Source organism: Bradyrhizobium sp. CB2312 (assembly GCF_029714425.1).
Classification (GTDB): domain Bacteria; phylum Pseudomonadota; class Alphaproteobacteria; order Rhizobiales; family Xanthobacteraceae; genus Bradyrhizobium.
Genome location: NZ_CP121668.1, coordinates 2,519,720 through 2,531,668, shown reverse-complemented (window position 1 = coordinate 2,531,668; position 11,949 = coordinate 2,519,720). Strand labels below are relative to the sequence as shown.

Below are 11,949 nucleotides of genomic sequence, written 5' to 3'. Positions count from 1 at the left end.
CTCCCCTTGCGGTGAATAACTCGCCAGACCGGCGAAGTGCTGAGAGGTTCTCGTCACGCGTGAACCTCTCGCGGATGAACTTGCGGCGACGGCCCTTCATCCGGTGTTGCCCCCTCATTTCGTTTCACGCTGCTTTCACGCCTTAATTCGATTTAAGGCCGAGGATCATCACGCGCAGGACCGGCTCGCATTACGGCCGTCCAGCCGGAATCAGAAAAGTTCTCAGGTCGTGAAATCCAGCGATGGGGGTGAAGATGCCCGCCATACTCGAATTGCTCTACAGGGAATTCTGCCGCGCCCGCCTGGCGGAAATGCGCAAACAGCTTCTGCTCACCGGCAAGCGTGATGAACTCGTTCTGCCGGACGAAGACTTCGCCGATCCGGATGCCGAAATGGACGCGCAGCACGACGAGTTGAACCGCACCAGAAAATAGCCGCCTCTCCCCGCGTCAGCGGCCTTTGAGAAAGGCCGCACTTGTTCAGGAGGCAACATTGAACACACCCGAGTTCTATACTGCATCGATTGCCTGTCTCTCGTGCATGACCATCGCGATCATGATCGCGGTCGGGGCCTGGTAGATGGCGACACCGGTCGCCTTTCCCTCTCCCCTTGTGGGAGAGGGTGGCATAGGCGGCCTTTGGCCGCCGTTTCCTAAGAACGCCGATGCTTTGCATCGGCTATGGCGATAGCGCGAGACGGTTGAGGGGTCTCTCTCCGCGCGTGAACCTGTTGCAGCGAACTCGCGGAGAGAGACCCCTCATCCGGCGCCATAGCCGAAGCTTCGCTTCGGCGTTCTCAAGAACGGCCGCCATAGGCGGCCTATGCCACCTTCTCCCACAAGGGGAGAAGGGTTTGCAGCGAGCCCGCGGCTCGTTCAGCGGACCCACCGCCCCTACAGCACCACCCGCCCCCCTCTTCCGCGGCCCAATAGCCGGCGTAGTTCACCTTGATCGTCTCATAGGCCAGCGCGAGATCCGACAGCGGCTGCCGGCCGCTCGCGGCGCATTCCATGAAGTCCTGGATCTCCTGCAAATAGCCGCGCGTCCATTCCTCCTCCAGGCAGACATATTGCCAGCCGGTTTTGCGGTCGACCTTCTCGGTAATGTAAACCGAGGCGAGCTTCTCCTCAGAGGTCTGGTAGCTCATCAGATGGGTGTTCGGCGTGATATTGGCGAACAACGAGCCGCCGGAGGTATAGGTCTCGATCAAATTGCGCACGCCGCCCATGATCATGTCGCCGGAAAACACGGTGGCCTTGGTGCCGTCGGAGAAGGTCGCGGTGAGCGTGCCCCAATCCTCGACATCGACGGGATTGGCCTTGATATAGGTGCGCTCCTCCGGCTTCAGGACGGCCGTGACGTTGCCGACATCGCAAGTCACGCTGGCGACATGGATGCTCTCGCCGCGCGCTTTGGCTTCGACCTGCTTCAGATAGAGCACGGCCGAGAGCGGGTGGCAGCCCATGCGGATCAGCGAGCCGCCGCCGGTCATCGCCCATTGCGCCGCATGCGCGGCATGCGAGCCGGAATGGCTCTCCTCGCCCTTCATGAACAGGATCTTGTCCTTGGTCGCCTTGATGATCTCCGCGATCTTGGTCACCGCCGGCGCGTAGATCCAATCCTCGGCATACATGAAGAGCTTGCCGGTGCGCTCGATTGCCGCGCGTGTCGCGTCCATCTCCTCCAGCACGCGCTCATACATCAGCGCCTTCGGCACGTGCCTGCCGATCGGCTGCTCGTCGCCCTCGCGGCCGAAATAGCCCGCGAACGGCTTTTCGCAGATCACGTGCTTGCCGGCCTGCATGCTGGCAACGATCATCTCGGCATGCAGGTTGGGCGGAGTGCAGATGTCGATGACATCGAGCTCGCGGTCCGCGATCAATTCGGCAAAGCTGCGATAAACGCGCGGAATATTGTGATGCTGGGCGAAGGTGACAACTTTGTCGCCGCGCGCGGCCACTGCCGCGACCTCCACATCGACGCCATAGACGCGCCGGAACGCATACATATGCAGCTCCGACACGAAGCCGCAGCCGACGAGCCCAACCCTGATTTTGGCCATAGCGCCCCCTCACCCTTTGGGCGACACTATAGCGCGCTTACCTGGCTATTCCACCGAGACCCGCACCAAGCCGGCGCTCATCATGCCGAGCGCGCGGGCGGCCGGCACCGAGAGATCGACGATACGGCCGCGGATGAAGGGGCCGCGATCGTTGACGCGGCACTCGATCGTGCGGCCGCTATAGGACACCTTGAGCACGCTGCCGAACGGCCGCGTACGGTGGGCGCAGGTCAATTCGCCCCGGCCGGCTTTCGCATAGCTGTAATAGGAGGCCAGTCCACTTTCGGCCTGTGCAACTGAAATAACGGCGAGAAATGAGGTCAAACAAAGCAAAAATGTCGTTTGCGCTTGCACGGCACCGCTCCCGGTTTGCCCTGCCCGGCGCTGCAAACGTCGCGTTGTTCCCTTAAGTTCCCAAAACACTGCCGCGCGATGCGCGGCAGTGCCATCACACATTGTTACGATTTGTGAAAAACCAGCGTTCGCACCTCGATGCTCTCGCGCGGTGCCGCATCCGGCGGCGTGGTCGGGTCGACGAACGCGGTGTGCGGCCCGAAGCGCGTGCGGCCGTCGGTTGCGGAATCATAGCATTTGAGCAGCAGCGCCTCGTCCGGCGTCATCTCGGGGAAATAGAACCAGCGATGGTTCGGATTGTATTTCACCGAATAGGTCTCGCCGCGGCGGTTGGGATAGATCAGATCGGAGGCAACGAGATCATCAGGCGCGACCGTCGTGCCGTCAGCCATTGCGAGCGGAGAATCGCGTAAAGGTCCGCGGACCGGCCGCCACAGATTGATCACCTGCACGCGGCCCTTCAGCAGCTCCTCGGCCTCATCTGGCAGATGCTCGCGCACGCGGTTGGCGCCGGAGACGGCGGTCTGGTCGACATGGACGCGCGTCGCCGGCTGGCGCGGCCCGCCGCCGCGAATGTCAGCGGCGCCCTCGACGCGCTTGCGCACGGTGTGATCGAAGATCACGACGCGATCCGCCTTCAGCGTCGCGCGCAGAAAGGCCTCGACGGCGGGATAGTAGACGGTGCGGATTTCCTCGTCGTTGTAAAAGTCCTTCACCTGCGTCGGATGGCGCACCAGCGCAAAGCCCTCGCGGTCGAGCGAGAAGTTCTCGGCAATCAGCCGCGCATCGAAGATCGGCACCTGATGCGGCTCCGGCAGCGACGTGCTCTTGGGCTCGCCGGGCGGCGGATCGAAGGCATAGGTGCGCGGCTTGCCTGATGTCGGCGCGAGATAGTTGAGTTCGGCAGTGACGAAGGGAAGCGATTCGATTCTTGTTTCTTGCAGGCCCATGGCCGGTCTCCCGATGTGGTCGTCGGATTGATTTTTGACGGCGCTCGGCGTGGTGCAAGGGAGGCGGTGCAAATAGCAATGGGGATGTTGTCGCTAGCCGAGAAGGCAGCAGGATTTTTCGAGGAAGGCAATTGCGCTGGAACGTGCTCCTTTCTCACGAGGCCTTGAAATGCCTGTGAGAGAGCTTCTTCCTTCTCCCCTTGTGGGAGAAGGTGGCGCGAAGCGCCGGATGAGGGGTATCTATCCGCGACCGCAGTCTCGTAGGGTGGGCAAAGCGAAGCGTGCCCACGGCTTCTGTCATCGAGGATGAGATGGTGGGCACGGCGCAAGTGCGTCTTTCCCACCCTACGCTTCCGGACTCGCGGAGAGAGACCCCTCACCCGTCTCGCCGCTATCGCGGCGAGCCACCCTCTCCCACAAGGGGAGAGGGAAGGTACCGCGTTCAGGAACATGAAATTGCGCTTACAGCCCCGCCCTCACGATCGCATCCGCAAACGAGCGGTCCACGATCTCGCCTGCATCGAGCTTCTGCTTGATCAGGCCCCAGCGGAAGTAGAGGTCGATCGTGCTCTGCTCGTCCGCGACCACGCCGTCGTCGATCGGCGCGATCCGGATCTTTGCGCGCGAGAGCCAGTTCTGCGGAACGGCGGTCGGGATATTCATCAGTCTGCCCCAGGTCGCGGCATAGCTGTCGATATTGTTCAGCGACCACGCGCGTGCCGCGGTCAGGCGCCGGACGAAGTCCGTGAGCTCCGCGCGCTTGTCGCGGATCGCGTCCGGCCGCGCGACCTGGAAGCTCAGACCCGGTGTCAGGCCCTCGGAGGTGATGATGCGGCGCGATTTGAACAGCACCTCCTCCTGGCTCACATAGGGCTCCCAGGTCGACCAGGCATCGACCGAACCTTGCGTATAGGCGATCTTGGCGTCGGAGGGGGCGAGGAACGCGATCTGCACGTCGCTTGCACTCCAGCCGTTCTTCTCGAGCGCCGCAAGGATGAGCTGATGGCCGATCGATCCGCGGCCGGTGGCAATCTTCTTGCCCCGCAGATCGGCAAAGCTCCTGATCGGCGAGTTCTCGGGCACGAGGATCGCTAGCCCCTCGCGCGTCTGCCGGATCGCCGCGATCGCCTTGACCGGCGCACCGGAGGCTGCGGCGAAGGTGAAGGGCGCATCGCCAACGAGCCCGGTCTCGATCGCGCCGGCGCTGAGCGCCTCCAACAGCGGGGCTGCCGCCGGAAATTCCTTCCACTCGATCTTGTACGGCACGTCCTTGAGCACGCCGGCCGCTTCCATCACGGCCTGCGAATTGCCCTTCTGGTCGCCGACACGAAGCGTCGTTTGCGCGACGGCGAGATCAGCGGCCGCAAACGCGAGGGCTGCAGCAACAATGAACCGGATCATTCCGCCGCGATCCCCCGCTGCTGGTCGCGTGCAGCGCTCAACTTGCGCGTCAGCGGGATCAGCTCGCGGCCATACTCGATCGCATCGGGAAGCGGATCGAAGCCGCGGATCAGGAAATGGCTGACGCCGAGATCGTAGTAATCGGCGAAGACCTCGGCGACCTGTTCGGGCGTGCCGACCAGCGCCGTGGTGTTGCTGTTGGCGCCGGTGAGCTTTGCGATCTCGGTCCACAGCCGCTTGTCGATGCGCGCGCCCTGGTCGGCGAGCGCCAACAGCCGCTTGGCGCCGTCAGTGGCGTGGTTCGGCCTGCGGTAGCCGGTCTGGTCCTGGAGCGCGGTGGCACGTTCCAGGATCTCCTCCGCCTTCTTCCAGGCGGCCTCCTCGGTGTCGGCGAGGATCGGCCGCACCGACAGGCTGAAGCGCGGCGTCGGCCGCCCGTACCTGACGGCTGCATTATGAACGCGTGCAGTGACGTCGCGCACCTGCGCGTATGACTCGCCCCACAGCGCGAATGTATCGGCATGCTTGCCGGCGACCTCGATCGCTGCATCCGAGCCGCCGCCGACGAAGGTGTAGATGCCGCCCTTCTGGACTGGCTTCACCTGAGAGAAGCCATTCTCGACGTTGTAATATTTGCCGCTGTAGTTGAACGGCTTCTCGCTGGTCCATTCCAGACGCACCACGTCGAGGAACTCGCTGGTGCGGACGTAGCGCCCGTCCTTGTCGTCAAGCGTGTTGCCGTCCTGGCGGAGCTCGATGGCGTTGCCGCCGGTGATGACATGCAGCGACACACGGCCGTCATAGAGCTGGTCCAGCGTGGCGAGCTGGCGCGCCAAGAGTGTCGGCGCGGTGAAGCCCGGGCGCTGCGCGATCATCACCTTGAGCTTCTTCGTGATGGTCAGCACATGCTGGGCGACCTGTAGCGCGTCTGGCGTCGTCGAATGGAACGCCAGCAGGGCGCGGTCGAAGCCGGCGAGCTCATGCGCCTTCGCCACCGTCTCGATATAGGCGGGATCGAGCACCGGACCCTGGCGCACGATGGTCTCGGAAGCATTGCTGTTGGCGATAAAGCCGATGAACTCGACGGACATCAGTGAAACTCCATTTGGGATTGATCAGATGCCCAGCGCGGCGCGCCCGGCGGAGATTTTCGTCAAGTCGTCCTGGGGCGTGTGGACCCGGCCGCAGAGCACGTCGCGGTAATGCCGCTCCAGCGGATTTTTGCGCGACAGGCCGTGATTGCTGGTCAGCGACAGAGCGTCCTCCACTGCGGCCACGGCGTTATTGGTCACCGTCAGCTTGACGATGTTGGACTCGATCGCGCTGAGCTGCAAGCCATCGTCGAAATCGGACGCAAAACTGTCGATCAAACGTACGTTGACCGCGAGCTTCGCCTCGATGCCGCCGAGGATTTCCTGGGCGCGCGGCAGGCTCGCCAGCGGCGCGCCGAGATTGGCCGGCACTCGTGTCTTCAGGAAGCCGATCAACCAGTCGCGCGCCGCTCGCGCGATGCCGTCATAGATCGCCGCGACGAAGATGGTGTGGACGGTTGCCTGCGCGACGTCGGGCGCGCGCCAGTCGGCGGGCTTGCGGACATCGACCTCGGCGTCGAGCGGGATCACCACGTCGTCGAAGATGACGTCGTGGCTGCCGCTGGCGCGCAGGCCGTGATGATCCCAGGTCTCGATGATGCGCGTGCCCGGAAGGCCCGCCGGCACCAGGAACTGGCCGACGCGCGGCTCGGCCTCGTCGGTCCGCGCCCAGACCAGGTACCATTTCAGGATCGGCGATCCCGTCGAGTAGATCTTGTGACCGGACAGGCGCCAGCCGGTCTCAGTGCGCCGTGCGATGGTCGCCGGCAGGCCGCCGCGCGCGGGTGAGCCGAGCTCCGGCTCGACGCGCAGCGCGTTGATGAGCGCGACGCCCTCGACACTCTCGCGCGCGAGCTTGCGCGACAGCCGCGCCGGCCAGGTCGGGCTCCGCGCCATCACGAGATGGTTGATGTAATGCATCGACAGCACCAGCGCCGTCGACGCATCGGCCTTGCCGATGATGCCGAGGATTTTCGCAGCGTATCGCGCGCCCGCGCCGCCGCCGCCATGGGCCGCCGGCACCGTCAGCGACAGCAGCCCCGCCTCGGACAGCTCGCGAAAATTCTCGAACGGAAAGCTGCCGGAGCGGTCGTGCTCGGCCGCACGCGCGGCAAAACCTTCGCCCAGCGCTTCGGCACGTTCGATGAAGTCGGGCTCGCTATTCGGCGAGCGGCCCTTGGCTGCAGTTGTCACCATGTGGCGTCCAGCCCCAGCAGGCTAAGGATCTGGCGGCGCAGATCGGCCAGGTACGGATCGCCGCGATGGCGCGGATAGGGCCGGTCGACACGGATGTCGGCCTTCACGCGCGCGGGCCGCTCGCTGAACACGATGACGCGGTTGGCGAGCACCAGCGCTTCCTCGGCATCGTGCGTAACGAGGAGCGTAGTAAAGCCCTTGCGCTGCCAGAGCGAGACCAGCTCGGCCTGCATCGTGATGCGGGTCAGCGAGTCCAGTTTGCCGAGCGGCTCGTCGAGGATGAGGATCTTGGGATCATTGACCAGCGCCCGAGCCAGCGCGACCCGCTGCGCCATGCCGCCGGACAGCTGGTGCGGATAGGCATTGCGAAACGAGGCCAAGCCAACGAGATCGAGCGCATCGTCGACGCGCTGCCGCTGGCTCTTCAAAATGCCCTGGGCCTCGAGGCCCAGGGCGACGTTGTCCCAGACCGACCGCCAGGGAAACAGGGTCGGGTCCTGGAACACGACCACGCGCGAGGGATGCGGCCGGGTGATGCGGGCCTCGTCCTCGCGCAATGTCCCCGCCTTGGGCTTGTCGAGGCCGGCGACGAGCCGCAGCAAGGTCGACTTGCCGCAGCCGGAGGGCCCGAGCAGCGCGACGAACTCGCCCGGCTCGACCGCGATGCTGACGTCGCTGAGAACAGGCAGCTCGGCGCTATCGATGTCGAAGGCGTGGCTGACCTGCTCGATGTCGAGCGCGGCGCCGGCGGCGGGGTGCGTGATCGCCTCGGCCAATGCAGCTGCGGCTACCATTTCACGGTCCCCTTCTGCCAGACCAGAAGGCGGTCGCGGATCGCAAACAGCAGCGTGATCGCGCCGGAGCAGAGCAGCGACATCACGATCAGCGCCGCATACATGTTGGCGTAGGCGGCCCAGCCCTGCGCCCATTGCAGGTACCAGCCGAGCCCGGCCTTGACGCCGATCATCTCGGCGACGACAAGCACCGCGAAGGACGAGCCGAGCCCCATGAACAGGCCGACGAAGACGTGCGGCAGCGCGGCGGGGATCGCGACCTTCAGCACCACGAAGGACGGTTTTGCACCCAGCGTGCGCGCGACGTCGTAATAGGCGTTGCTGACGCTCGCGACGCCCGACCAGGTCAACACGGTCACCGGAAATCCGGTAGCCAACGCGATCAGGAAGGTCGAGGCACTCCAGCTCGACGGGAACGTGAAGAACGCGATCGGCAACCAGGCCGTCGCCGGCAGCGGGCCGATGAAGCGCAGCACCGGATGCACCCAATAGCCGACCGCGCGCGACCAGCCGATCGAGACGCCGGTGAGAAACCCGATGGTCGCGCCGATCAGATAACCGCCGAGCTGAAGCCTGACCGAGGCGAACACGCTGTCGAGCAGTTTTGGCAGATCGTCGGTATAGACCTCGATGATCGATTGCGGCGGCGGGAAGAACGGCAACGGCAGCCAGGCGAATTTTGCGGTGGCGAGCTCCCACAAGGTCAGTAACGCGCCGAGCGCGACGAGCCAGGGCGCGCGCTTGTGCAGCGCCCTTCCCGCCGATCCCAGATAATCGGCGCCGACGGTGCCGAACAGCGCGACCGCCGCGATGACGAAGGCGGCGATGCCGAGCGAATGCGTGCGCGACCAGTCGCCGACATCCTCCCACCACAGGCAGGAGAGACCAAAGGCGATCCAGGCGAGGCTGGCGAGAACGCCGACGCCGGAGTCCCGCAACCAGGTCGCCAGCAGCGGCGCGCGCGAGACACGCGGCGCGCCGGAGGCAAGGCCGTCAGACAGCGAATACGTCGACATAGATGCGCTCCGCGAATTTGGCCGTGTCGGTGCTCTGCTTGAACACCTGCACGCTCTTGAGATCATCGGCATAGGCCTTGAGCTCGCGCTTCAGGATGTCGCCGACGGGATGATGGTGGTGGGTGTGGTAGCGCACCATGCCCTCGATATCGGCGAGCGTCGCCGCCTTCGGCGCATAGGGCTGGAACGATTTTGCCGCCACGACCGGATTCTGCGCGGTGAAAATCGCAGCATCGAGCAGCGCCTGCGTGATCGCGCGCGCGACCTGCGGCTCCTCGCGCACGAGGCTGCCGCGCAGGCCGACGATGCAGCAGCTCTTGTCGCGATATTCGCCGTCGAGATTGGAGGCGACCTCCTTGTACTGACTGTCCTTGAGCCAGAGATAGGCGAGCGGATCGGACGACAGGAACGCCTGCACCTCGCCCTTCTCCACAGCGACGTTGAGCAAATTGCCGGGATAGGCGCGCCAATCGACGTCCTTGTTGGGATCGATGCCGAGCTTTGCCAGCTGAATGGAGAAGAAGTTCTTGTCGGGACCGCCGAGATCGCCGACGGCGACGATCTTGCCCCTGAGGTCGGCGAGTTTTTCGACACCTGAATCAGCACGCGTCAAAACGCGCATGCAGCCGCCATGGGTGCCGGCGGCGATCTTGACGTCAAAGCCCTGCTCCAGCGGCTTCAGCCAGCGCAGCGCCATGCCGAGGCCGGCGTCGCTTTTTCCCGTCGCGATCGCCTCGAGCAGCTGGTCGGTCGAGCCGGAATAGTTGACCAGCTCAACGTCGAGATTCTGCTTCTGGAAGAAGCCGTGCTCGATCGCGACCGGCAATGGCGCAAGGCACACCGCGCCGGCATTCCACGACAGCTTCAGCTTGCGCGGCGCACCGGTCAGTGCGGGCGCATCGGATGCGGTCCGGCACAGCGGAAACTCCGAGAAGTCGACGCCAGGTGCGATGGCGCGCGGCGCAAAGGCCTGTGCTGCCCCGAAGGCGCCGAGCGGCGCGGCGAAGGCCGCGGCCAATCCCGCCTGGAGCAGATGGCGGCGATCGAGCCCCGAACCGCCGCGCTTGTTGTCGTTCTCCATCAGTCCCCACTCCTGCGCTGGCACGGCTCCGCCATGCGCGCAACGGTTCGCGTTGCGCATGTTCCGTGCGGAGCTGCGTTGAGAGAAATTTGTTCCGTCGGCGTTTGCGCGCCGCGTTGGTGCGATGCGCAAATCATGCGGCGCACGCGCGGCATCGTCAATGAAATGGAATTTCGAATGTGACGCGAGGTGAAGTCATTCTCTCCACCGGCGCGCGTAGCCGCGATGAAACGATTTCCGCTGCTGCATCGGTTGGCAGAGCGCGACGCGGCCGCTCGCCTGCTTCATTCCTGCGCATCCTGACGCTGCACGCACGACACGTTCTCGAAAGCTGCGCTTCGCAAAAACGTCCTTGCCCGATGCGTGCACAATACGAATGGCCATTTCATTGACTGCGCATTGCGCGATCATAGACTTGATCGTCTCGCTGCATCGCTCGCTCACGCGTCGTGAGCAAAGCAACAAGACAGGCCACATGAGCATCAACTCCGACGATCATTCCATCACCCGCCGGCTCGCCGCATCGCTGCTTGCCGCCGCCATCACGCTATCGACCGCCGCGGCTGCATTCGCCGCTGACACGGTGGTGCTGCGCGTCGGCGACCAGAAGGGCGGCAACCGCTCGCTGCTCGATATCTCCGGCTATGCCAAGGACCTGCCCTACAAGATCGAATGGTCGGAATTTCCGGCGGCTGCTCCCATCCTGGAAGCGCTCAACGCCGGCGCGCTCGACGTCGGCTACACCGGCGACCTCTCGTTCCTGTCGGTTTACGCGGCCGGCGCGCCGATCAAGGCGATCGGCGGCACGCGCTCGGATGCGAAGACGCAGGCGATCCTGGTGCGCCAGGATTCGCCGATCAAATCGGCGGCCGACCTCAAAGGCAAGCGCCTCGCCGGCACGCGCGGCGGCTGGGGCCAGTTCCTGATCGACGCGACCTTGGAGAAGGCGCAGATCAAGCTGGAGGATGCGACCTTCGCCCCGCTCGGCCCGGTCGACGCCAAGATCGCCCTTGTCGCAGGCTCGATCGATGCCTGGGCGGTGTGGGAGCCCTATGTCTCGTTCGCGACCTTGAAGGACAAGGCCCGCGTGATCGCCGACGGCGAAGGCCTGACGCCGACCATCACCTTCATCGTCGCCTCCGACAGCGCCATCGCCACCAAGCGCGCCGCGGTGCAGGATTTCGTGCAGCGCCTGAACAAGGCGCGGCTATGGTCGCTCGACCATCTCGCCGAATATGCCAAGAACACCGCCGAGCTGACCAGGCTGCCGGAGGACGTGCTGCTGTCCGCCTACGCCGCACAGCGCACCAGCCCGATCGTGATCGACGAGAACGTGGTGAAGGAAATCCAACAAGCGTCCGACCGCTCGACGCGTTACGGCATCCTGCCGAAGACGCTCGACGTCAGCAAAGCCGTCGACCGCAGCTTCACCGCTGCGGCTGCGGGATCGAACTAGGCGGAAGCGGCGGGATGCGCGCACCTCGCCTCAGGGCCGGCCCGCTGCATCTCGCCGCGATCGTGCTCATGCATTTCGCCTGCATGAGCCTGATCGTGTGGCTGTCGCTCTAGCTTACCAATATCCGTAGGACCGGTAGTAGCCGTAGCGATAGCCGTAATACGGACGGTAGGGCCGATAGTATCTGGGGTAAGCGTAGGCCGGTCCGTAGCCGTAATAGGCCGGCGCGTAACCATAACCATAGCCATAGCCCGGATAGCCGTAGCCGCCGTAGTACGGACCGCCACCATAATAGCCATAGCCGTAAGGCGCGGTGCTGGCGGCGATGGCGCCGCCGATGATCGCGCCGGCTGCGAAACCGCCGAGGCCCCAGCCCCAGCCGCCGCGCCAATACACCTGCGTGACGTCATCGCCGGCCGCGGCCTTCATGGTCGCGACATTGGTCGGCATCGGCGCCGCATTGGCCTGACCGATTTGGCCGGCCATGACCGCGCCCGCCAGCGAACAGGCAATTGCCGTTTTCCAGATCCTCATCGTCGTGCTCCCT

Annotated in this window: 13 protein-coding genes; 2 read left to right on the top strand and 11 right to left on the bottom strand. The window is 64.6% G+C overall.

Annotation, left to right across the window (positions count from 1 at the left end; genetic code table 11):
• Window positions 1-254: 254 nt before the first annotated feature.
• On the top strand, window positions 255-434 hold the full coding sequence (locus QA642_RS11995; protein ID WP_283084854.1) for a hypothetical protein: 180 nt from the start codon (window positions 255-257) through the stop codon (window positions 432-434).
• Between the two features lie 386 nt (window positions 435-820).
• On the opposite strand, the gene QA642_RS11990 is transcribed toward QA642_RS11995, so the two are convergent.
• From QA642_RS11990 to QA642_RS11945, 10 genes are all read right to left on the bottom strand, one after another.
• The gene (locus tag QA642_RS11990) at window positions 821-2,062 is read right to left on the bottom strand and encodes a Gfo/Idh/MocA family oxidoreductase (protein ID WP_283084853.1); all 1,242 of its coding nucleotides are present in this window, start codon (window positions 2,060-2,062) and stop codon (window positions 821-823) included.
• 45 nt (window positions 2,063-2,107) lie between these two features.
• Entirely contained in the window at window positions 2,108-2,416 is a 309-nt protein-coding gene (locus QA642_RS11985; RefSeq protein WP_283084852.1) for a septal ring lytic transglycosylase RlpA family protein, read from the bottom strand.
• Between the two features lie 104 nt (window positions 2,417-2,520).
• Window positions 2,521-3,366, bottom strand: coding sequence for a CmcJ/NvfI family oxidoreductase (locus QA642_RS11980; RefSeq protein ID WP_283084851.1), 846 nt, complete (start codon window positions 3,364-3,366; stop codon window positions 2,521-2,523).
• Between the two features lie 462 nt (window positions 3,367-3,828).
• Window positions 3,829-4,767 (bottom strand): ABC transporter substrate-binding protein, encoded by a 939-nt coding sequence (locus tag QA642_RS11975; RefSeq protein WP_283084850.1) that lies wholly within the window; start codon window positions 4,765-4,767, stop codon window positions 3,829-3,831.
• Window positions 4,764-5,858: an LLM class flavin-dependent oxidoreductase gene (locus tag QA642_RS11970; protein ID WP_283084849.1), complete on the bottom strand. Its 1,095-nt coding sequence runs from the start codon at window positions 5,856-5,858 to the stop codon at window positions 4,764-4,766. The genes QA642_RS11975 and QA642_RS11970 overlap by 4 nt, the downstream gene beginning before the upstream one ends.
• A gap of 24 nt (window positions 5,859-5,882) precedes the next feature.
• Window positions 5,883-7,055, bottom strand: coding sequence for an acyl-CoA dehydrogenase family protein (locus QA642_RS11965; protein WP_283084848.1), 1,173 nt, complete (start codon window positions 7,053-7,055; stop codon window positions 5,883-5,885).
• Window positions 7,049-7,849: an ABC transporter ATP-binding protein gene (locus QA642_RS11960; RefSeq protein ID WP_283084847.1), complete on the bottom strand. Its 801-nt coding sequence runs from the start codon at window positions 7,847-7,849 to the stop codon at window positions 7,049-7,051. Before QA642_RS11960 ends, QA642_RS11965 begins: the two co-directional genes overlap by 7 nt.
• The gene (locus QA642_RS11955) at window positions 7,843-8,865 is read right to left on the bottom strand and encodes an ABC transporter permease subunit (RefSeq protein ID WP_283084846.1); all 1,023 of its coding nucleotides are present in this window, start codon (window positions 8,863-8,865) and stop codon (window positions 7,843-7,845) included. The genes QA642_RS11960 and QA642_RS11955 overlap by 7 nt, the downstream gene beginning before the upstream one ends.
• A complete protein-coding gene (locus QA642_RS11950) occupies window positions 8,843-9,946 on the bottom strand; it encodes an ABC transporter substrate-binding protein (RefSeq protein ID WP_283084845.1) in 1,104 nt (367 codons plus the stop codon). Before QA642_RS11950 ends, QA642_RS11955 begins: the two co-directional genes overlap by 23 nt.
• 195 nt (window positions 9,947-10,141) lie before the next feature.
• Complete coding sequence (locus QA642_RS11945; protein WP_283084844.1) at window positions 10,142-10,357, bottom strand: hypothetical protein; 216 nt, start codon at window positions 10,355-10,357, stop codon at window positions 10,142-10,144.
• 64 nt (window positions 10,358-10,421) lie between these two features.
• Here QA642_RS11945 and QA642_RS11940 point away from each other — a divergent pair, with 64 nt between their 5' ends.
• Entirely contained in the window at window positions 10,422-11,402 is a 981-nt protein-coding gene (locus QA642_RS11940; RefSeq protein ID WP_283084843.1) for an ABC transporter substrate-binding protein, read from the top strand.
• A gap of 114 nt (window positions 11,403-11,516) precedes the next feature.
• On the opposite strand, the gene QA642_RS11935 is transcribed toward QA642_RS11940, so the two are convergent.
• Window positions 11,517-11,936, bottom strand: coding sequence for a hypothetical protein (locus QA642_RS11935; RefSeq protein ID WP_283084842.1), 420 nt, complete (start codon window positions 11,934-11,936; stop codon window positions 11,517-11,519).
• Between the last annotated feature and the right edge of the window lie 13 nt (window positions 11,937-11,949).